General features: G+C 57.6%; 24 protein-coding genes. 3 read left to right on the plus strand and 21 right to left on the minus strand.

What is annotated here, in order from left to right:
• The first annotated feature begins 24 nt into the window (after positions 1-24).
• Together flhB and ACYQ54_RS00415 are read left to right on the plus strand one after the other, a co-directional pair.
• Complete coding sequence (flhB, locus tag ACYQ54_RS00410; RefSeq protein ID WP_460078320.1) at positions 25-1,098, plus strand: flagellar biosynthesis protein FlhB; 1,074 nt, start codon at positions 25-27, stop codon at positions 1,096-1,098.
• Positions 1,099-1,123: 25 nt separating this feature from the next.
• Positions 1,124-1,570: a hypothetical protein gene (locus ACYQ54_RS00415; protein WP_460078322.1), complete on the plus strand. Its 447-nt coding sequence runs from the start codon at positions 1,124-1,126 to the stop codon at positions 1,568-1,570.
• Between the two features lie 307 nt (positions 1,571-1,877).
• Here ACYQ54_RS00415 and ACYQ54_RS00420 read toward each other — a convergent pair whose 3' ends face one another.
• The gene (locus ACYQ54_RS00420) at positions 1,878-2,930 is read right to left on the minus strand and encodes an isopenicillin N synthase family dioxygenase (RefSeq protein WP_460078324.1); all 1,053 of its coding nucleotides are present in this window, start codon (positions 2,928-2,930) and stop codon (positions 1,878-1,880) included.
• Between the two features lie 101 nt (positions 2,931-3,031).
• Between ACYQ54_RS00420 and ACYQ54_RS00425 the strand changes: the two genes are divergently transcribed.
• Positions 3,032-3,289 carry a hypothetical protein gene (locus ACYQ54_RS00425; RefSeq protein WP_460078326.1) on the plus strand — a complete coding sequence of 86 codons (258 nt, stop codon included), beginning with the start codon at positions 3,032-3,034 and terminating at the stop codon, positions 3,287-3,289.
• 75 nt (positions 3,290-3,364) lie between these two features.
• On the opposite strand, the gene ACYQ54_RS00430 is transcribed toward ACYQ54_RS00425, so the two are convergent.
• The 20 genes from ACYQ54_RS00430 to fliF form a co-directional block, all read right to left on the minus strand.
• On the minus strand, positions 3,365-3,577 hold the full coding sequence (locus ACYQ54_RS00430; protein WP_460078327.1) for a hypothetical protein: 213 nt from the start codon (positions 3,575-3,577) through the stop codon (positions 3,365-3,367).
• A 177-nt stretch (positions 3,578-3,754) separates the two neighbouring features.
• Positions 3,755-4,210 carry a hypothetical protein gene (locus tag ACYQ54_RS00435; protein WP_460078330.1) on the minus strand — a complete coding sequence of 152 codons (456 nt, stop codon included), beginning with the start codon at positions 4,208-4,210 and terminating at the stop codon, positions 3,755-3,757.
• Positions 4,207-4,635 (minus strand): hypothetical protein, encoded by a 429-nt coding sequence (locus ACYQ54_RS00440; RefSeq protein ID WP_460078331.1) that lies wholly within the window; start codon positions 4,633-4,635, stop codon positions 4,207-4,209. Before ACYQ54_RS00440 ends, ACYQ54_RS00435 begins: the two co-directional genes overlap by 4 nt.
• Positions 4,635-5,057: a rod-binding protein gene (locus ACYQ54_RS00445; RefSeq protein ID WP_460078334.1), complete on the minus strand. Its 423-nt coding sequence runs from the start codon at positions 5,055-5,057 to the stop codon at positions 4,635-4,637. Before ACYQ54_RS00445 ends, ACYQ54_RS00440 begins: the two co-directional genes overlap by 1 nt.
• Before the next feature lie 179 nt (positions 5,058-5,236).
• Entirely contained in the window at positions 5,237-5,617 is a 381-nt protein-coding gene (locus ACYQ54_RS00450; protein WP_460078336.1) for a flagellar biosynthesis protein R, read from the minus strand.
• Between the two features lie 31 nt (positions 5,618-5,648).
• A complete protein-coding gene (gene fliR, locus ACYQ54_RS00455; RefSeq protein ID WP_460078339.1) occupies positions 5,649-6,425 on the minus strand; it encodes a flagellar biosynthesis protein FliR in 777 nt (258 codons plus the stop codon).
• Positions 6,422-8,512 carry a flagellar biosynthesis protein FlhA gene (flhA, locus tag ACYQ54_RS00460; RefSeq protein ID WP_460078342.1) on the minus strand — a complete coding sequence of 697 codons (2,091 nt, stop codon included), beginning with the start codon at positions 8,510-8,512 and terminating at the stop codon, positions 6,422-6,424. Before flhA ends, fliR begins: the two co-directional genes overlap by 4 nt.
• Before the next feature lie 350 nt (positions 8,513-8,862).
• Entirely contained in the window at positions 8,863-9,129 is a 267-nt protein-coding gene (gene fliQ, locus ACYQ54_RS00465; RefSeq protein ID WP_022998516.1) for a flagellar biosynthesis protein FliQ, read from the minus strand.
• A gap of 14 nt (positions 9,130-9,143) precedes the next feature.
• Complete coding sequence (gene flgD, locus ACYQ54_RS00470) at positions 9,144-9,539, minus strand: flagellar hook assembly protein FlgD (protein ID WP_460078344.1); 396 nt, start codon at positions 9,537-9,539, stop codon at positions 9,144-9,146.
• Positions 9,540-9,550: 11 nt separating this feature from the next.
• Positions 9,551-10,024, minus strand: a complete 474-nt coding sequence (gene flbT / locus ACYQ54_RS00475; protein WP_460078347.1) for a flagellar biosynthesis repressor FlbT — start codon at positions 10,022-10,024, stop codon at positions 9,551-9,553.
• Positions 10,025-10,028: 4 nt separating this feature from the next.
• Positions 10,029-10,379, minus strand: coding sequence for a flagellar biosynthesis regulator FlaF (gene flaF, locus ACYQ54_RS00480; RefSeq protein WP_022998513.1), 351 nt, complete (start codon positions 10,377-10,379; stop codon positions 10,029-10,031).
• 51 nt (positions 10,380-10,430) lie between these two features.
• Entirely contained in the window at positions 10,431-11,477 is a 1,047-nt protein-coding gene (locus ACYQ54_RS00485) for a flagellar hook-associated family protein (protein ID WP_460078349.1), read from the minus strand.
• Positions 11,478-11,482: 5 nt separating this feature from the next.
• Complete coding sequence (flgK, locus tag ACYQ54_RS00490) at positions 11,483-12,973, minus strand: flagellar hook-associated protein FlgK (protein WP_460078351.1); 1,491 nt, start codon at positions 12,971-12,973, stop codon at positions 11,483-11,485.
• 33 nt (positions 12,974-13,006) lie between these two features.
• On the minus strand, positions 13,007-14,281 hold the full coding sequence (locus ACYQ54_RS00495; protein ID WP_460078354.1) for a flagellar hook protein FlgE: 1,275 nt from the start codon (positions 14,279-14,281) through the stop codon (positions 13,007-13,009).
• Between the two features lie 169 nt (positions 14,282-14,450).
• On the minus strand, positions 14,451-15,026 hold the full coding sequence (locus tag ACYQ54_RS00500; RefSeq protein ID WP_460078356.1) for a transglycosylase SLT domain-containing protein: 576 nt from the start codon (positions 15,024-15,026) through the stop codon (positions 14,451-14,453).
• Positions 14,980-16,272, minus strand: a complete 1,293-nt coding sequence (locus ACYQ54_RS00505; protein WP_460078359.1) for a flagellar hook-length control protein FliK — start codon at positions 16,270-16,272, stop codon at positions 14,980-14,982. Before ACYQ54_RS00505 ends, ACYQ54_RS00500 begins: the two co-directional genes overlap by 47 nt.
• Positions 16,262-17,497 (minus strand): chemotaxis protein, encoded by a 1,236-nt coding sequence (locus tag ACYQ54_RS00510; RefSeq protein WP_460078361.1) that lies wholly within the window; start codon positions 17,495-17,497, stop codon positions 16,262-16,264. The genes ACYQ54_RS00505 and ACYQ54_RS00510 overlap by 11 nt, the downstream gene beginning before the upstream one ends.
• Complete coding sequence (locus ACYQ54_RS00515) at positions 17,497-18,999, minus strand: MotB family protein (protein WP_460078363.1); 1,503 nt, start codon at positions 18,997-18,999, stop codon at positions 17,497-17,499. The genes ACYQ54_RS00510 and ACYQ54_RS00515 overlap by 1 nt, the downstream gene beginning before the upstream one ends.
• On the minus strand, positions 18,999-19,637 hold the full coding sequence (locus ACYQ54_RS00520; RefSeq protein WP_460078365.1) for a hypothetical protein: 639 nt from the start codon (positions 19,635-19,637) through the stop codon (positions 18,999-19,001). The genes ACYQ54_RS00515 and ACYQ54_RS00520 overlap by 1 nt, the downstream gene beginning before the upstream one ends.
• Positions 19,637-21,283, minus strand: a complete 1,647-nt coding sequence (fliF, locus tag ACYQ54_RS00525; RefSeq protein ID WP_460078366.1) for a flagellar basal-body MS-ring/collar protein FliF — start codon at positions 21,281-21,283, stop codon at positions 19,637-19,639. The genes ACYQ54_RS00520 and fliF overlap by 1 nt, the downstream gene beginning before the upstream one ends.
• Between the last annotated feature and the right edge of the window lie 45 nt (positions 21,284-21,328).

Consider the following 21,328-nt stretch of genomic DNA (forward strand, 5'->3'; position numbering starts at 1 on the left):
TGAGCCGGAACAGCGGGTGGCTGGATGTCGGAAGAAGACAAGGATTCAAAAACAGAGGAACCGACCGAGAAAAAGATCAGCGATGCCATAGAAAAGGGCAACACCCCGGTCTCGCGGGAAGCCCCTGTTCTGGCGACTTTTATCGCAGCCCTCTTGATCGGCAGTTTCGTTGTGACCTCGGCATCGCGTCAACTCGTCCAAACACTGACGCATCTTCTGGACCTTTCGGGAGGAGTGGATCTTGGAAACAGCGCCGACGCATTGTTGCTCAGCCACGCGGTGTCAATCGAGGTCATGGTGTTCCTCGCGCCTATTGTCGCGCTGCTCGCGGTATCCGGCCTGGCATCCGCGTTCTTGCAGAATTCTCCCAGTATCGTTTTTCACCGCATCAAGCCGGATGTCTCAAAGCTCTCGATTGCGAAGGGCTGGAGCCGGATATTCGGAGCCCAGGGCCTTGTGGAGTTTCTCAAGGCAGTCTTCAAATTCTCCACGGTCAGCGCCATCGTCTATGGCCAGTTCCGGGCGAACGAAGCGGAACTGATCAACGCCATGTTCACAGATCCAAGTGCACTGCCTGAAGCAATCCTTCAGATTTCCATGAAGCTGATCGCCGGCGTCTGCATCGTTACTATTCTACTGGTCACTGTCGATGTTCTCTGGTCACGCTCGCACTGGCGCAAGAACCTGCGCATGAGCAAGCAGGAGATCAAGGACGAGCACAAACAGATGGAAGGCGACCCGATCGTCAAGGCTCGCCAGCGCTCACTCGCCCGGGACCGGGCACGGAACCGCATGATGTCCGCCGTGCCGCAGGCAACCCTGATTGTTGCAAATCCGACACACTTCGCAGTCGCTTTGCGCTATGATGGGGACCAAAACCCCGCGCCGGTTGTTGTAGCCAAGGGGCAGGATCTGATTGCACTGAAGATCAGGGAGATCGCCGAGGCGAACAATATTCCCGTGATCGAAGACCGACAATTGGCGCGGTCTCTCTACGCCGCTACAGAAGTTGAAAGGATGATCCCGCCGGAATTCTACAGAGCAGTTGCGGAAATCATTTGCTACGTGTACTCACGCCAGACCAAAACTGCTGTATAATTTAATGTATTTGGAGGTCCGGGGAATGCACGACATGCCTGAAGGCAACGGCAACAAACCGTCGCCACTGGAATGCGACCGGCAGCGTCAGGAAGCGATAGCCTCCGCTCTGACCGAATTCATCGAGGATCTGAAACTGGTGGATGTGGTCGATTTCGTCGCCTACATCCGGACCGATCAGCACGGCAATATCGAAGAATTGATCAAGACGTCGGCAGAGCTCTTCTTCAAGGAAGGCTCCCTGCGATATTCCATGGCTGCACAGGCGGATGTCGAGTGGGAAACCACGCCGCGAATTTCGCTGGATCTGGAATTCTTCAACAAGGGCGTCTGGATCTATTTCACCGCTGTCCTCGCCTGGCCCGACAATGCCGTCAACGTGTCCTACGTCGAAGTTCCGGACGCCGGCGGAAACAAGGAAAAGGAAACTGAGCTGCTTCTCGAGGCACTGAAGGATGCAAGGTTGAGGTAAGAGCGTTATCCGACACGGCTTGAATTGCGGTGCAGAGGAACCGAAACCAACGGGTCTGCGGAGACGGTTCCTGCAAGCTAAAACAAGGAACCAAGAGCAAACAGACCCCAAAACACAAAAACGAAAAGGAAGGTTACGACCGTTACCCACACGCTCCTGGTTAGTGCTCGAAGAAAAAGCTGTTTTTCAGCTCTCTTCACAGGCGCAATTGCTTTCGTTGATTTTCAAGATATCCCATTAGAATATATACAGTTTCTTCGATTATGACACTAAAAACAACAACGATTATTTCTTCGGAAAGAAACATTCAATTGTTGCTTTGCTTGACCTTCTCATAACTTGCATCCAACTTCGAGCGCAGATACTCCGCTCCAGAAGTCACCGGATATTTCGCCAGCCGCTCCGACGACTGACACCCGGGCAGACAGGCAACCTCTGCGTCCGGATTCGGATCCAGGAAAAAGGCGATGGAATAGCGTTCCCTGCCGCTGTCGTTGACAACCCGGTGCGGGGTCGAGACATAGGTGTCGTTGGACCAGCGCATCAGACAATCTCCAATGTTGCAGATGAAGGCCCCCTCCAGTGTCGGCGCTTTCAGCCAGGCACCGTCCCGGCGCCGCACTTCAAGTCCGCCCACGTGATCAGGTAGCAGCAGGGTCAGATTGCCGTAATCCGTATGTGTCCCCGCTCCAACCTGGCCTTCCCTGGCTTTTGCCGGCTGCGGCGGATAATGCAGCAGGCGCAGGGTTGCCAGTGGTGCGTCGAGCTTGTCTTCAAAGAAGTTGGTTTCCGCTCCAAGGTCGACGGCAATCGCCTGGTGCATCTGCCGACCAAGCCCCCAGACCGCGTCGAAATAGGCCAGCAGCGCATCCTTCCATCCAGGGATAGTCGGCCACTGGTTCACTGCTCGGAAGGGTTCGCCGGACAAAATCCTCGGATCGTCAGCCTCCAGGTCCCAACCGATGTTGAAGGCCTCCTTCAGGTCCGACGGCCGCTCCGGATCAAGAGCCTCACCCTCCATGGGGACATAACCCCGATTGGTTTTGAAGAAATCTTTGGTCAGTGCCATCTTGGCATCGATCGGCAAGGCGAAGAGTTCGTGGGCCGCGGCGAATGTCCGATCGATCAGGCCAGCATGGATGCCGTGATGCGTCACGTAGAAGAAGCCGATCTCCCGGGCCGCCTGGCCTATTTCGTAGGCGACTTTTTCCAGGCCGCCTGATTGGCCTGAAAGAAGAGGGCTGACGTCAATGACGGGAAGGTTCATGCCGGTTGCGCTTTCGAATGCTGCGGGCTCGCTCATGTTCGAGGAAGCGATGAGATGATAGGTCGAGTTCTCGAACTGTCCGCCAAAAGACATTAAGCTCAAGCCCTATCAAAATGACAAGTCATGCTAGAACGCACTTGCGCCGGCATGCCCTCGTCGATTGAAAACTAGGGTCAGATCCAGAAAGCATAGACATGAAGAAAATCCAGATACCGGAGGATCCCGCTCACATGGTGACCGCCATCGTCGCCTACGCAGGGATCGCAAAGCGCTTGCATGTCGAGCTTTCAAATCAGTCTGGAAATCCTGGCGTTGATCTTGAAGACATCAAGGCCGACCTGATCGCCGAAGCAAAAAGGGCAATTCCCCACGGCGATTTTGCCAAGGACGAAATTGGGGTCTACAAAACCATCTTCCAGGCCATCGATACGATTTTCGATCCAGATAAGTGACACCGGCAACAGCAGACAACGCTGGAAAACAGGCTGCCGAAGGACACAGGTATTTTCGGTACCGGGCCTTCCCGCTCATTCTCCCAAAAGGGGAGACAAGCGCTCCATAATTTCATGCAGACTTCTGCCAACATGCCGCATTTCGCTCGCCTGCTCACCATCTCCGAAATCGGAAAAGAGCATAAATTCAACCGCTGTTTCCAACAGCTGGATGTCGTCCGATGTCAGAACAACCGAGGCGCAGCTGCTTGATACCGTGACCTTTTTCAAAGGAATCGTATCTGGCATGAAATGCCCTTCCCTTCGCTGTCTGTCGTCAGAACTTCCTGATTGCCCCCATTCAACCAAGACTGTGGGTAAGCGGGAAGACCTGACGCAAAAAAAATGCGCCCAGCCGAAACTGGACGCCAATTGCCTGGGAGGCGGCAGAAGCAGGTTTTCAAGACAAGGCCCGGATCCAGTGGGTCAATGCGTGATCACGTCAGCCTTGTCGAAATAGTTGAATTCCTCCACCAGGACGTCATGCACCACCGGTCGGCCGAGGCGTGCGTTGGTCGATTTCTTCAGACGCTCTGTGAAGGCTTCGAGGTCGTAGCGCTCAAGACTGCGGAAATCGAGTGTTTCATCCGAGTAGAGCACCCGGAAGGCCTCATCCACCAGAAAGGGATGCGGAGGCACAGGCAGGCGGCGCAGCGTATCGCCGTCTGCGGTAAAGACCATCTTGATTACCACATACCCCTGCAGTGTGCCGTCGAAGAGGATCGGCACATTGACCGGGTTCACGGTCTCATAGTCCAGGCCCACAAACGCCGGCTCGTCATCACCGACCCGTTTCTGGGCTGCGAAATACTGCGTGGTACCGTAACCGGAGGCCAGCATGGTGGCAGACATCCACAGGCCGGCGACGAAGATCTTTATCATCGCGCCCGCTCCGGAAACGGTGCCTGGTAGGTGCCGTCGGATTCGTAGTCGATCATTGTTTTGGACATCATGCCGACAACTTCCGTCACCGCATTCATATGCAGTTGCAACAGCCCGACATTCTCATCAAGCACGTCCTTGAACTCGGCGATGTCGTCGCGCAGTTCCTGCGAAAAGGACCCTGGCGGGACAAGCGAGCGCGCCCTGGACAGATCCAGCAGGGCCTGGCTCTTGCCATATTCGAAGATTTTCAGATCCGCGGTCGGATTGGCCCGCAGCGCCCGGGTTTCGTCGCGCACGGCACCGATGGCACGGCGAACCGCAATCACCAGCGGCATGGACCGTACAGGATCTGGCGTGAACTCCTGAAGCGCGAGATCGGTCACGGTGACGTCCTGAAAGTCAACATCATTGGCAGCGTCCATCAGGCTTTAACTCCCTTATCAAGCGTATCTGAAATCAGGCTGGCGATGCCGACGCCGCCGCTGGCAGCAAGCTGGTTGGCAACCTGTTCGGCAAGCATCGATTTCCAGATTTCTCCGGCGGTTCCCGAACCGAACACCGCTTCCGAGTTGTCCGGAAGCATGGTTTCGACAAACTGGCTGAGGATCATGGCCTCGAATTTTTCGGCCGGGGACTTTGCAGCCGGTCCTCCGTAACCGGCGGTCCGGAAACTACCCTCTGACGCCCCTGCCCGGTTTGTTGCACCGGCATAGGCAAGCGCAAAGCCGTCCCCCGGTCCACCCGCGGAAATGGATCTGAGGCGATTAGTGGCGTCGGCAAGGCTAACCGGATCGGCAGCCTTGGAAACATCCAGGATCAGATCTGAAGGAGGCGAAATCGCCATTCTGAACTCCTCGAAAACCGTGGGGTGCAAACAAGGCCCGGCAGGTGACAGGGCAAGGCAAGCAATACACGTATACCGAACCTTGTTTGCGTCCTGAGGTGTAACCCGCGCAGCTTGCGGGAGGCTTGCGCGACCCTGTCTGCAGTGCCGGATTGTGTCCATTTCACCGAAGTCGACTGTCAGCCGTAGCGGCGGTCGAGCAGGTCCATCAGATCTCGTTCTTCTTCGGCGCGCTGTTCCTCACCACGCATTTTTGCGAGGCGCTCGGCCATCAGTTTCAGCATCAGCCGTTGACGATCGTACTCTGAATTCACCTTTGCACGCGCCTCGCTGAGCCGTGACATCTCCTCGATGATCCGTCTCAACCGTTCAGCAGCATTGGCGATGAACCGGTCGTGCTGTGCCAGGTCGCCATTCGACAAGGCCAGCAGGATGCGCCGTTCCTTCTCGTTTAACTGATAGACCTGGGCATCGAGTTTCTGCAGAAGCCATGACGAAAACAGAAAGATCTGCTTCTGCATCCGGAACAAACGTTCGATATCCTGACTTTTTCGTGCCATCGAACAGGAACCTTTCACGGTCAGGATCGACCTAACCTATCTGGAGCCAAGTGAAATAGCCGTCGAGGAAGATCATGATGGCCTCCGCGATGACGAGATAGAGAAAGTAGAGACCGCCGGCGATCACGAACGGCATGGAGATGAAGTAGACCGGGATCTGCGGTGTCAGCTTGTTGACAAGGCCGACGGCGAAGTTGACGACCACCGTGTAGACAATGAACGGACTGCACACGCGCAGCGCCAGGATGAAGGTCTTGCCCAACTGTTCGGCAAACTGTTCAAGACCCGTCACCGCCGCCAGAGGTTGTCCCGGCGGGATCGCCTCGTAGGACGCTGCGAGACCGCGCAGAATTTCCCAGTGCTGATTGGTGATGAACACCATTGCCGTTGCCGTAACCGTGAAAAGGTTTGCAACGGGAGGCAGGGAATCCACGCCGTCGATCGGCATTCCCGGCATGTTGGACAGACCGATGGCCATGGACACCAGTGTCGTCAGCGTTTCCAAGGCAGCCAGAAAGATCCGGCCGAGAAAGCCGATAAAAGCCCCGGTCAGCAATTCCGCTCCAATGAAACCCGCAACAGTGCCAAGCTGTTCGTCCGGCAGGGACGCCTGCACACCAGGCGCCAGCAACGGAGACAGGGCAAGCGCAACGGAAAGCGAGATGTAGAGACGAACATGCACCGGCACACGATTGCTGCCGAACCCGGGGATCACCATCAGGCAGGCCCCTATACGGCAGAACAGCAGGAACACTGCCAGAAGCAGCGAAGAGCTGAAGGTGCTGAAAAAGAGGCCGCCGGAAATCACGAGACACTTCCGAGCGCAGCGACATCGACACCGCGGGCGATTTCGAGATGCGAAAGCACCGGCAAGGTTGGGAACATGCGTTCCACGATCATGCGAACATAAGGACGGGCGTCCGGGGCTGCGACTACGGCAAATCGGCTACCGTCCTTCATGTGTTTCTTGACGGCGTCAGACATCTGCGTACCGAATTCCTCCACCAGCTGCGGCTCGATATCGAATTCGATGACATCGCCCTTACCGTCCCGCTTCAAGGCGTTGTGGAATGCAAGATCCCACCGGTTTCCAAGACGCAGCACTTTCAGCGGTCCACCTTCGGCCAGGTCTCCGCAAATCTGCTGGGCAATGCGCATGCGCACATGTTCCACCACCTGCTCCGACCTGCGCACATGCGGTACGATCTCGGCAACGGCCTCCAGGATGAGGTTGAGGTTCCGGATCGACACCCGCTCTGCCAGCAGAAGCTTGAGAACAGCCTGCAGCCCCGAGAAAGACGTATGCGCCGGACAGATATCGTCGAGAAGCTTCTGGTATTCCGGGTCCAGCCTGTCGAACAGCTTGCGCATATCCTTGTAGGACAGCAGCTGCGGCAGGTTGTTGCGGATCACTTCACTCAGATGCGTCAGGATGACCGTGATGTTCTCGGCCGGAGTCATGCCGCGGCGCTTGAGTTCATCCTTGTAAGCGGGAGGAACCCAGTAGGCAGGCATCCCGAATGCCGGCTCGCGCGTCTGGTCCGCCGGCACCGGCAGCGCCTCGTCATTGTTCGGGATGACCAGCAGTTCGCCGACCTTCAGATGCTGTGACGCGATGATGGTGCCGTGAATCTTGATCTGATAGCTTTTCGGATCAAGTGTCAGGCTGTCGGTGACACGGATGTCTGGCACGACAAAACCATATTGCTCGGCAAACTTCCGGCGCATCTTGGCAACACGGCGAGACAGTTCTCCGGTGCGCGTCAACAGTTCCGCAGACAGCTGCTTGCCGAGAACCAGTTCGACTTCCGCGGACTTGAGCGTCTCCTTGACGGAGTCCTTCTCCTCAAGCTTGGCCTGCTCATCGGCCGCGCGTTTCTTGTCGTCCTGGACCTTCTTCGCCGCTGCGAGGCGTTTCGGGATTGCGTAACCGATGAAACCCATCAGGCAGGCCAGCAGAAGGAACGGCAACATGGGCAGACCCGGCATCAACGCAAAGATCGCCATGAGTATCGCCGCCACGAAAAGGGCGCGCGGATAACCACCAAGCTGGCCGAGAACCGCCTTGTCGGTCGAGCCCCTGGTACCGCCTTTTGAGACAAGCAGACCCGCGGCAAGCGAAACGATAAGCGCCGGGATCTGCGAAACAAGACCATCGCCGACGGAAAGCTTGGTGAAGACGTCCGCCGCGTTCGAGACCGTCATGTCATAGCGGGTGACGCCAATGACGATGCCGCCAAGAACGTTGACGGCCGTAATGATGAGGCCGGCAATTGCATCTCCGCGCACGAATTTGGAAGCCCCGTCCATGGCCCCGAAGAAGGAGCTTTCCTCCTCCAGCTCCTTGCGCCGGCTTTGTGCTTCCTTGTCGTCGATAAGACCGGCGGAAAGATCCGCATCGATCGCCATCTGCTTTCCCGGGATCGCGTCCAGGGTAAAGCGAGCTCCGACTTCAGCGATACGGGTCGCGCCTTTGGTTATGACCATGAAGTTGACAATGATCAGGATCGCGAAAACGATCAGACCGATGACGAAGTCACCGCTCATGACGAATTGCGAAAAGCCGTTGATCACATATCCGGCAGCATTCAGCCCTTCGTGACCATTGGCCAGGATCATGCGCGTTGTCGAGATGTTGAGCGACAGCCGCAGCATGGTTGCGATCAGCAGGATCGTCGGAAAGGATGAGAAATCAAGCGGCCGCTGGATCCAGAGTGAGACCATCAGAATCAACACCGACAGCGCGATTGACATGGCAAGGCCAATGTCGATCAGAAACGTCGGAATCGGGAGAAATAGGACTGCCAGAATGAGGACGATGCCGATGGCAAAGCCAACGTCGCGGCGGCTGTCCGGCGTACCGTCGGCAGTCGGCGAAAGGGAGGTGTCTGTCATGCCTTCTCTCTGCTGCAGGTCTGATACCTGACAACCTCGCCCTTGAAGCTTGCGCGAAGCTTTTTCTGAGAAGAAAATCGGAAGGCTTGTTCGGGAAACTTCGTACGTCTCGACCGAAGATGATTGCTCCAGGATCGGGAGAGAGCATTGCGCGTACTTGAAGCAGGTCGCATTTCAAGGCGAAACAGATGCGAGAAATGCATCTTCCTTGCCATCCCGGCGACGGCCGGCATCCAGTAACCACCTGCGCTACCGCTTTCCAGAACGCAGACGACTGAGAATACTTGATCCCGGTCTTGGCGCTTATGCGGCAAACCGGGATGACACGATATTGTCAGAAGGTTGGGTTGTTAGAACCCGGTCTCGATCCGATTGTAGATCAAGGTCGTCAACGAGTAGATCTGGCCGCCGATGAAAGGCCCGGCGACCACGATCATGACCAGAATTGCCACGATCTTTGGAATGAAGGTAAGTGTGATTTCCTGAACCTGGGTCAGGGCCTGCAGCAAAGCAATTCCGATACCGACAATCATCGCCGGTACGATCGCGGGGGCAGATCCAACGAGGATCGTCCAGATGGCAGTCCGGACCAGGTCCAGGGCATCAACTTCATTCATGTCATTCCATCCGCTCAGGAAATGGTTACACCCGGCCCAAGCAGAACACCCTGACCGTTGTCGAGCGCGAGCACTGTACCGTCGGAATAGACTTCGACCTTTTCCACGACACCCGTCGTACCGTTGGCGTCGGTTACTGTCCGCCCGATCAGATCATCTACCTGACCGAACGAAAGGTTGGTCAAAAGCGTTCCAAGCTTGGCATTGGTCTGAATAGACTGCTCAACTTGGCTGAAGCTTGCGAGCTGCGCGAGCTGCTCGGATGCGTCCATTGGATTGGTCGGATCCTGGTTCTGCATCTGAGCCATCATCAGATGCAGAAAGGTGTCGTAGTCGACAGTCAGCTGCTTCTGCGCGGATGCAGTCGAGGCAACGCCCTGGGTGGCGCTGACGCCTTCAACACTGGTCATCTAATCACTCCTTAAACAACGGCCAGCCGGGGGCCGTACTGAAAATTTTCCCTTGGCGCCGGCCGGGTTGCGGTCTGCCGGGTCTCCTGCGCGCGCCGGTTCTTTTCGGCCAGCATCAGGCTTGCCTCCAGCGGATAAAGCGCACGCACAACCTTCATTGCCTCGAACCACCGATCCGTTTTCGCAAGCTCCTCGACCTTGTCGAGATGCATCAGCACCTCCTTGTTCGAGAACGCCGATTTCACGGAACCCAGCACAAGATGGAACATGTCCTGAACCGCACCTGCGGCTGCCGGATCGATGATCATGGTCTGGAGTATGAAGTAGAGCTGGCGAAGCGGCGTCGTCGCCTCCTCGGGCTGCAGCACATGGGCTTCAAGCAGAAATACGGCATCGTTCAGCAGTTCGATGTTGGTTTTCCGTTCCGCCCTGATCACCGCACCGTTGATGAACAGGCGTTCGCCCGCTTTCAAACCGATTTTCATGAGTTTAACCGTCCAGGCTGTCGCGGATGATGGAATTGATCTGGATGATGTCGGAGAAGTCCTCCTGCTCCCACTGGCGCAGGGATTCGACCTCTTTCAGGACCCAGATGCCGACGGAGATCAGATTGGCTCTCGTTTCGATCGGCAACTCGTTGGCATCGTCCGCCAGGTGTTCCAGGAAGTAGCTCCACAGGCGCCGTGTGTAGAACAGCGCGTCGACGGCTTCGGGAGACTTGACGCCGCGCTCCTGGGCGACGTTGAGCTTGCCGATCACGATCGACATTGCCTCATGTTCGTTGAGCCGCTGGTCAGAGCAAAGATCGTCCATAACCTCAGCGTAAGACAGATTGTACATGGGCCCTCTCAAGGTTGGGTTTGATACGAAAAATCAGACATTCGGCTAAAATCACAGGTAGTTGAGGATGCTCAGACCCTGCATGCGCGCCGTGACCGCATAAGTGGTCTCAAGCTGCGTCAGAGCCGTGTTGAGACGCACCGACGTTTCCTCCAGATTGACGTTTTCAAGGTCGTTGATGCGTCGGTTCAGGATGTCGGTCTGCACCTTCAACCGTTCACTCGCCAGCTTGACCTGCTCCTGCACATTGCCGAGCTTACCCATCTGGCTGGTGACACCGGCAATACCGGTGCCGAGCTTCTCGATCGCCTCGTTGACCACCACTTTCCAGGTCTCTGGATCAAGGTCTTCGTTACCGAGGTCGGACATCATCGTGTAGGCCGCGGCCAGGTCCCTGAAGGCCTGTTCGTTGGCGCTGACGGAACTTGAAACCGTTTCACTCGCCGAAATGCGGCTGACCATCACGTTGCTGGATGCGCCCGACCAGGACGTTCCCCAGGCTGGGTCCTGGAACATCGCGTCGAAGGCACCATTGAGGTACGTGGACATGGCTGCCGGCGTAATGCCGGAAACACCTGGATTGGATTGCGCGATGCCGAACTCGGTCAGAAACGCTGCATCGGCGGCCAATTTGTTCGGAGACGTCGGGTCGGAATAGTCCGCGAAGGGTTCCTGGTCCGTATTGATGCCGGCAAAGACGAAATTGCCGTTGAGCTGCGTGTTCAGACGGGACGTCAGAAGCTCCAGATTGCCGACGGCATCTGCCTTGACAATATCCGAGCTGCCGTTGTTCTCGCGCAGGGCCACAAGCGTCGCCAGAAAGTCCTGTGCATCTGTCAGAATGTCGCCCATCGCCGCCTGGCTGACATCGAGCCTCGACGCAGTAAGCGCGTTGGTGTCCATGATGCCATTGAGAAAATGGAACTCGGAGCGAATCGACACGCTCTCGCCGGTCTTGGTTCCAAGATCCAGGCCGACATCGTATTTGCGGCCGGAGGACAGCTCGATGCTCAGCTTCTGAACGAGGCTGGACTGGTTCTGGATCTGCCGGCGTGAAGCATCGGCGAGTGTGATCGTGGAGATATAGGTGGTTTTCATGACGGTTACCTCGCCGCGGCCAGAAGGTCTTCCAGCATGCTGTCGACGGCTTTGATGAGCCGCGTGGCAGCTGAATAGGAGCGCTCGATTTCCAGAAGCAGCGTCATTTCTTCATCGATGTTGACGCCGGTCTTGTTGTTGAGGTTTTCAGCCGTCCGGCTGAGAATGACGGTCTGCACCTCGACATTGCTGGTCATGGTCTTTCGGCCCGCTTCCAGCCAGCTGACGGATGAAGCAGCAAAGCCGGACAACGTGTCGGTTGGATCCAGTTCCACGCCGCTGTCGAAAACGGTGTCGGTGTCAAAGGCGGAAACCAGTTCCTGCAATCGGTCAGAAAACCCGGCAGCGCCGGACGGGTTGTAGTTGTAGTTGGGATCGAACGGATCGGAGATGCCGCCGTCGCGCAACCTGTCCAGGTCGCCGCCCTGATCCGGATCGGCGTTGGCATTGACGACGATTTCAGCAGCAAGGCCGGGGATCAGTGTGCCGGATGCAGGCACAGCCGGTGCTCCGGACCATGTGAAGAGGCCTGCCTGATCCGGGTTACCGCCACCGCTCTGATCGCTTTCGGCGAAGGCTTCGATCAAACCACGCGCGATTTCATCGAGCTGGCTCTGATAGGTCACGGCAACTTCGTCGCGCAGTTCCGCAAGACCTTGCAGCCTGCCAGACTTGATCTCCATGAGTGCGCCCGGCCCCGCCACGGGAACGCCATCCACCATCACGGAATTACCGGTTGTCGCGGCACCATAGACAATGGTCGGCTCGAAGGTGACCGCTCTGGCCTTGGTTTCAAACAGCGTCACACCGCTGTCCGTGTAGACGACAATATCTCCATTGCTGCGGTTCAGCGTGGTGATACCAATTTCCTCGGACAGCTTGAGCAGAACCTGGTCTCGGCTGTCATGCGCATCGGTCACGTCTGCCCCCGACTGCGTTCCCCGCACGATGACCGAGTTGAGGTCTTCGAGCTGCTTCAACAGCGTGTTGATCTCGCGCACGGATGTCGCCATGTCCGCATCCGCATTGGTGCGTACATCCTGCACCAGCGCGGTTCCTGACTGGAGCGTCTGCACCATGTCCTTGGAAGCCTGCAACACATCCTGAGCCTGGATTGCGTTGCTCGGATCGGAAGCATAATTCTGAAGCGACAATTTCAATGCACCGAGCTTTGCAGCCGCGGACATATGGTTCTGCGTATCGCCGGTGGTTTCAGCGAGACGGGTAAGGCCCGCCAACACGGCTTCCTGAGAGGATCCGGTGGAGGTAGACGACAGGAGCGACGAATACAGCGCACTGTCTGTCACCCGGCCGATGCCGTCGACCTTGAGGCCTCCGGCCTGACCGCTGTCGGTGTAGGTCTGGCTCAACAGAACGGATTTGCGGGAGTAGCCGGGATCCTGAGCCCCGGCAATGTTTCGCGAAACCACGGAGGATTCTGTCTGCCTTGCGGCCAGCGCAGATTGGGCGACTTTGAGGGCTACAGACAAACTCATGACAATAACTTTCCGGTTGGCGGGGGAGCCGTGTTAGCGGACCAGGTTCACAAGCTGCTCAAGCAGGTCGGAACCGGCCTTGAACACCTGGGAATTGGCCGTGTAGGTGCGCTGGGATTCGATCATCGAGGTAAGCTCGTTGCCGAGATCGACGTTAGAGTCTTCAAGCCCCCCAACCTTGATGCTGCCCAGACCGCCCTCGCCTGCGAACCCGACCCGGACGTCACCGGAATCGAAGGACGTGCTGTAGACGTTGCCAGACTTGTTGGAGAGCCTGTCCGGGCTCGGTACATCCGCCAGCGGGATCTTGTAGATCGCCCGGCGATCACCGTTGGTGTAGATCGCAAACAGAGTGCCGTCGTCGGAGAATTCGACGTTCTTCACCGCACTGGGGGCGTTCCCGTCCGCATCAACGTTGGTGACCGTGAAATCGGCATTCAGGTAGGTCGACTGGTCGAGATCGAGGTCGAAGGTGCCGCCATTCGGAACCGCGATATTGATTGCGGTCGCACTGGCACCGGTGAGATTGCCTGTGGTGACGTCGAAAGTCAGCGTCTGGGTGTTCAATGCCGGAGCGGTATAGGGAAATCCGCCACCGGGTGCGGCATCTGCTGCGTTGTAGATCGTGACTTCCCAATCACTGTCGGCAGCTGTTTCCGTGACCTTGGAGTAGTAGACGTCCAGCTTCACCTCGTTGCCGAGATTATCGTACACGATCATGGACGTCTTGTGGGAATAGCTCGCGGTTGCTGCGTTGGCCGACGGCAGATCCGCCGCCGGCACAATCGCCGCATCTTCACTCACGTTCACGCGCAGGAACGCTTCGCTTGTGGGAGTGGCTTCCAGCTGGTTCTGGGTGATGTTGATCCGTTCCAGGCCACCAAGACCGTTGGCAACGGTTGTTGGCGCGGTGTTGCCCGTGATCGGATAGCCCTGGAGATAATAGCCGGCCGTATTCAGGAGATAGCCATCCCCATCCGGCACGAAGTGACCGGCACGGGTCAGGAAGCTTTCACCTGCTTCGTTGCCGACAACGAAGAAGCCGTTGCCATCCACCGCAAGATCGAGCTTCGACGTGGTGAAGCTGATGTTTCCCTGCTTGGAAACCTGGTATTGGGTGTGAGCCTCGACGCCGCCCGAATTGAACGAACCGGCCCCTTGCGAAACGACCAGTGAGGAAAATTCCGACTGGGCACGCTTATAGCCTGTCGTGCTCGAGTTCATAATGTTTTCGGCAACGGTGCCGAGCTTGCTCGACTGTGCGTTCATGCCGGAAACGCCACTGCGCATAACTCCGAAAAGGCCCATGACAGGTCTCCTGTGTCCAATTCAACTGGAGACAGTCAAACCGACCTAACTTGCGCGAAGCTGTTGCGAGAAAATATTTATTCTTTCCATTCAGATACTTAATTATGTAAAATTTTAACTATCAAACAAAACGAAGGCACCGGGCAAGCTGTCCGGTGCGTTTTAGAAATCAGGCGCCGCAGAATTGCTTGGACTGCTGTGTCCAATTTCCAAAACCGGAAGCAACCATGTTCCGGATCACTGTACAGACATACCGTTTTTGCGCGGGATCATTATTCGGCCCCGCGTGATACCGGGCAACAGCCATCGTCCAGGATCCCTGGCGCCGCCTCAGGTCCTTCAGAAACCTTGCGGCATATTGCACATTTGCACGTGGTTCCAGCATCTGGTCCACTGAGCGGAACTGGTCGCCGTGGTAATGATGGTTGATCTGCATGCAGCCGATATCGATCAGTTTCTTGCCGTGCTGCTGCGCATCAATCACATCCTGCTTCGCGGCTTGGCGGCTGGGCGGAAATACCGATTTTCCCTCGATATTGAGAGCATACGGATACAGCGAATTGCGGCGCCCGGTTTCCGTCAGCCCGACCGCATAAAGCACGCCGAGCGGCACGTTGTACTTTCGCGCTGCCGAGATCATCTCGCGTTCGCAAACGTTCTGGGTCTCGGCAGCCGCAGGCACGTTAACGGCGAGTGCACTAAAGATAGATGCCGTCAGAAAGGCTGATGTCAGAAGCTTCCTCATGACCTTTTCCTCTCGTTGTTTCAGAAGCCTGATACGCGTCTTCACGGGAATTTTGACCCGGGCGTCCATTGTGCTGCCCGGCGCCGTTGCCTGAGCTCTGCGGTTGACCATCAAACGGATTGCCGCCGCCTGCGCCGTTCTGGTTCTGGGCTTGCGTGCCTGAAGCGTTGCTTCCCGCCTGGACCTGGATCCGGTCGTCTCCGGCCTGGATCGTGATGGCATCAGCCTTGAACCCGGTCGCCCTGAGCATCTGATCGAGCAGTTGCCTGTCGTGCTTCAGGAGTTCAGCAGTTTGCGCACGGCTGGTGACGAGCGACACTTCCACGGTATCACCAACCATCCTGAGAGACACTTTCACGGTGCCCAGTTCATGTGGTGTGAGCTGGATATCCAGTGTTTTCAGAACTGGGCCTTCCGCCTTGGCAGATATACCACCGTCAAGTGATGCGGAGCTGGAAGCCATGTCCCTCACCGCAGCGGCAATCTGATCACCGACCTGCTGAGCCGGCGACAGTCGCATGTTCGGCGCAAAGTGCGTCTCCTGACGCAGAACCTTGACTGTACCAGCGGCTTCTTCCGGCAACATGGACCGGCCAACCTTCCCACGTCCCTCGCCATCGGAGACCGTCTCCGGTTCGACGCCGAACTGCGCGAACAGTGAAGATGAACCGGTCTGGCCTGGTCCATCAGGATCAGCGATTGGCGCACCGTTTGCCTGCCCCTGCAAGACGGCAGGCATACGGGCGGTTGCCGATTGTGCCTGAGCCTGCGCCGAAGCCCCCTGTCCAGACTTTCCAGCCAGGACGGCGTTCAACGACAAGCCGACGTGTGCTCCCGGTGTCTGCAGCATGGTTTCGGCCTTCGGGTCCGATTGTCCATCCGTTGCTCCATCCACGCCTTCGCCATCCTTCGCCTTTCGCGACAGCGCGTTTTGGGATGCCTGACGCAGGGCGTCGACAAGATTGCTTGTCGAAAACGCGACCGCGCCACCCGCCTGCTCCTTTCCGGAACCGCGAGCGCCGCTTTCGTCGACGGTTGCTCCGTCCGCCTGTTTGCCCGTTTCGGAGCCAGGATTGCCGGTTGCATCCTCCGCAGCCGCATCACCTTTTTTCATGTTCTGCATCACGGCCTGAAATGCAGCCACGGCCTCTTTGGAAGAGGCTTGCCCGCGCTCGCCCGGTGCAGCGTCCATCGACTTCCCGGACTTCGGCGCAGTCGGAGCGAATGCCTGAGTGTTAACGCTCATACTGTTCTCCCAATTGTGCGAGGGACTTTCCCGTCCTGCGCAACAAAACATCTGCAAGTTCCATGTCAGCGGTTACCCAGCTTTGGTCCTCAGGAGCGTCCATGTTGCTCGCGACGTTGAACTCGCCGATCACGTTGGGCGGCGGCTCCGGGAAATGCCTTACCGAGTTGAGCACGGTGTAGACACCGTCGAGCATCGCAAGGTCCTGCACTGTCAGGATCGACTTGTCGATCGACCACAGGAGGTCTCTGTTGGCGGTAATGAAGTCCGGATCGAGACGGGTCGCTGCGAGGTAGATCTTCAGGATTTCGTTTTCCTTGGTTCCGTCTACAGTCAGGGTCAGTGCTTCACCCGTCGCCTTTCGCGCGACATTCAGATGGCCTGCCAGCAGGGCGGAACGGGCCAGCCGAAGATAAAGACCGCGCCTGCTATCGGCATCGAATTCGTGCAGTACGTTATCCAGGAGCGCGAACTTGTCTTCGCTTTTGACAAAGCCGAGCGTGTCCAGGGACAGGGCAAACCGCCTGCGGAAATCACCGGCATATACGGACGTGCGGAACCGGCGCAGATACCGGATACTGAGAACCCGAAATCGATCGACATTGCCGGTCATGCCGGCAACGAACACTTCCCGGCGAAGAGCGGCCTCCTCGACGAGTGTTCCAGGCATCAACAGGCTGGCGACCTGAAGCAGTTCCATCGCCTTTGCCGGGTCCGAGCGGATGTAGGGAGCAGCCTTGACCAGTGCGACATGGCCGCCAAGACTGGCCGGCAGTTCCAGCGGATCGATCTCCACCAAAAGCGCCTCCATGTCCTCTTCCCGGCCTTCGACATAGGCAAGTGATGCTTCCATGAGCTTGCGATCGACAGCGGGCGCCGGATCGAGTGACAGCAGATAGCGCATCACGTCGGGATGCCCGCCACTCAGGAGATGAATGACGGCGGCGCGAGCATTGCGCGGTTCCTGCCAGACATCAGCCGGCAACACGACGAACCTTGCGTCCATCTTTGTCAGCAACGCCCGCTGCGCCTTCATCGCGTGGCTATTGCCCTCGGCGATCTGTTCCTGAAGGGACTGAAGTGCCCGGATCATTTCATAGGGCTGCGGATCCGACGTCTGCTTGCCGATCTGCTGTGCCCAGCCTGCCGATGCCGAGACAACGGCAACCAGCAAGACCAGCAACAAACCCGATGCAGATGATCTCATGACGGACAACACGTGCATCACCGTGCTACCTCCAGCAGGTAGATCTCGATCCGCCGGTTGGAAGCTGCAAGAGGATCGGACGGGACTTTCAGATCCTGATCGGCATATCCTTCGACCCGGTTGAACCTGTCCTTGCCGACCCCACCGCGAGTGAGCATGTACAGAGCCATGTGGGCACGTGCCGACGACAAACGCCAGTTGTCATAAGTCTTGCTCCGGAAGGGGCGCGCGTCCGTATGCCCCTTGATGACGATCTGTCCCGGAGTTTCGGCAACCACCTTGCCAATCCGCTCAAGCAGTTTGACGAGTTCCGGGCGCGGCTCGGCAGACCCGATGGCGAACATACCGAAGTTTTGGTCGTCGGTAAGGCTGATCAAGGCACCTTCACCTTCTCTCGTCACCGTGATCTGGCTGGCGGTTTCCTCAAGAACTGTGCCTTCGGTCTGGGCGAGAACCTCTGAAAGACGGGCTACCAGTACCTCGGCGCTGCTTTCCGTGAAGTCTTCTTCGTAGGTGCCCTCGCCGTCTCCGGATCCAGTACCAATGACGGTCTCTGCCTGAACTTCAACGACAACCTCGGTCGAAGACGCCTCAAGCGACTTGCCAAGCACATGAGCGACGACCTGCTCCGTCCTATCCCCGTTTTCGGGAAGTGCTCCGGTACCAACAAATTCAAGAGACGTCGTTCCGGATTGTTCCGCCATGTGGTCCCCATTGTTCGGCCCATTTCCAGGGGCAGCGTTTCCGTTCTTACGGGTAACGCCAGTGTCTGATTGCGTGCCATCTTCGAACGGTGCCGCAAAAGCGAAATCACCGGCCAGAGCTTGGGAAGAAGGCGCGGAGCCATCGCCCGGCAGGCTTACGTCGGGAGCGGCCTCGGCACTGGCGACGCCCCGGCCAGGGCGGAACTGCCAGAACATCGGATCAAAGGGATCCCGATAGGCTTGACCGCCCTGGACGCCTTCATTCTTCTGCAGCCCGGTACCGATCCCCTTGGGATTGTCTTCCCGCGCATCAGCGACACGGATTTTCTGTGACAGGGTGTCGAGAACGGCATAGGGATCCGTGAACAGGATCGATTCCGAATGGGTCTGCGTAAACTGCCCCGAGGCCGGCGCACCACCCATCTCCGGTATCTCGACCGCTTCCTCCAGCCTGTGCCCCTTGTCCAGCCCATCGCCGAAGTTCTCATCCTGATCGACCGGTGCATCAGACCCGCCCAACTTGCCGGTGAACAGCTTGGTACCGGCTTCGTTGGTATCACCGTTGATCTCGGGATCGTTCAGGCCCTTGCGGTTCGGGGCCGTGGAAGCAAGTTTGACCGGGTTGAAATACTGCGCAACGCCGCGACGCACGCTGTCGTCGGTCACATTGATCAGCCACATCACCAGGAAAAACGCCATCAACGCAGTCATGAAATCCGCATAAGCGATCTTCCAGACGCCGTGCGGCAACTGATCGTCTTCCCAGCTGTTCTTGCGCCGGACAATTACGATTTCATTCGGGACGCCGTCCAACATCAGTCTGCCTCCCCTTTCAAGGCTTCAAGCTGGCCTAGCCATTGTCCGAGCCGTGTTTCGATGGTTGTTTCGTCAAGCAAAGCCACCAGCTCGACCTGATCTGCATGCTGCACGTCGATCCGGTCACGCAGGGCGGGCAACTGCTCCAGCACACGACTGACCAGTGTTTCCGGTCCGCGTAGCCTGATCATCTTCCCGTCGGTTTCCTCGGTCAGCTGTCGAAGGTTGCCGGCAAAGGCATCCACCAGCTGATCGACGATCCTCTCGGTCAGGAAGGGCTGCAAAAGCTTGGCCAACGAATAGGAAATCCGCTGCTCCATCACATCGAGAAACCCTTCGATCGACGCGCTTACGTTGGCCGATTCCCGCATGTCGAACCGAGCACGCTCATCGTTGAGGCTTCGTGCGTGCTCTTCGCGTTCCTGCTCCAGGATCTCCTGAAAATGCACCATCGTCCGTTCGCTGCCTTCGGCCAGGCCACGTTCGTATTCGGCCAGGAGCTGTTCCTCGAGGCTCGGTTCGGGTGGTCTTTCTTCACAAGGTTCCAGAACATCCACGAGGGCGGGATCAAACGCACCAAAGGACTTGAAACGGGAGGCGGCCAGGACGGGAATATGGGAGGCGATTGATGTGGTCATTAGATGCGCTCCGATTCATAGAGCCACTGGCGCAGGATCGCGGCAGACTGTTCCTCGTTGAATTCCAGCAAGGATTCCAGCTTCCTGAGTGCGGATTTGTTGCGTCTGCTGTTGAGGTCCTGAAGCATGTCGGAATGATCCGGTGGCAACAGGAACGTCTGCTCGCCGTCGACCGCTTCGGCAGCCCCTTCCGCAGTTTCAGGCAGCATGCCGAGTTCGGCCATTTCGACCTGCGGTTTGGCCATTTGCGGCACCAGGGCAGCAACGGCAGGCCGCAGACCAAACCAGATCACCAGCATCGATACGGTCAGGATGGCGAGCGCATTGATGATGTTGCCCGACTGACGCATCAGATATTCAGTGATGCTGATCGGCGGAATCGGCTCCATGGCGCGGCCGCCATCGACAAAGTCGACGACTGCAACCTTCACAAGGTCTCCCCGTTCCTTTTCGATACCTGCGGAGGACGCGACCAGGGCTTCAATCTCAACCAGCTGTTCTTGAAGTTGAGCCTGGGTAGGCTCGCCACCGAGAGATTGGGCCAGGCGGGACTTGTCCACCAGAACTGCAATGGACAGACGGTCGACACGATAGCCATCCTGAGACGTCTCGATGCGTTTGGATGAGATCTCGTAGTTGACGGTTTCCTCGCGCCGCTCGTTTTCTTCACTTGAGCGCTCACCGTTGTCTGCGGACACATCCTCTTCAGGAAGGTTCTGTTCGACAGTTGTGGGTGCCGAGACGCTGGAGTTCTGAGCGTTCTCGTTTTCGCGAATGGTCCGGATAGACCGTTCTGTCCGTGAATCCGGATCGAAAATCGTCTCCGCAATTGTCTTGCGGTCCGTATTGAGCTCGGCGGCGACACTGACCTCGAAATTGTCCAGGCCAAGATAAGGTGTCAGGGTCTTTCGGATGTTTTCCTGGATCCGGTTGCTGACAGCCGTTTCCAGGCTGGCGAGTTGGCCGGCGGAGGCTTTGGTTGGATCCTTGCCGGCCGCCAGAATACCACCCGACGTATCGAGCACCGTGACCTTGTCAGCTTGCATGCCCGGCACCCCGGCGGCAACCAGGTGACGGATGGCATCGGCGGTTCTTACATCATCTGGCACGTCGGAGCGGATGACGACAGATGCCGACGGTGGCTGCTGATCACGCCGGAATGACCCTTTTTCCGGCAACACGATATGAACGCGTGCGGCACGGATCCCCTTCATGAGCTGAATGGTTCGCGCAAGCTCGCCTTCCAGCGCTCGCACCCTCGTTACCTCCTGCATGAAGGACGTCAGTCCGAGCGAGCCCAGCTCATCGAAGAGCTCGTAGCCGGAGTTGGCACCGCGCGGCAGGCCTTTTTCAGCCAGAAGCATGCGTGCTTTGGCGGTCTGCGCGTGGCTGACCATGACAGCGGTCCCCTCCGAATTGATATCGAAAGGAATGCCGGCATCCCGCAGCGCGGAGCCGATGCGTGTGACGTCTTCACCGTCGAGACCCGTATAGAGGACGGTCTGTTCCGGCCGGCTCAAGTAATATGCTCCCGCGCCGACGGTCGCGATTGTAGCGAGTCCGATTAAAGCGAGCGCGACAAGTCTGCGCACTCCCAGTTCCATCAGGTTTGCCCAAAGTTTTTCGGCGTGTTCACGACCCGGCATGCATAACCCCTTCATGCACGTAACGTTCTGTTTGACCCACTATCG

It is taken from the genome of Roseibium sp. LAB1 (genome assembly GCF_054658235.1).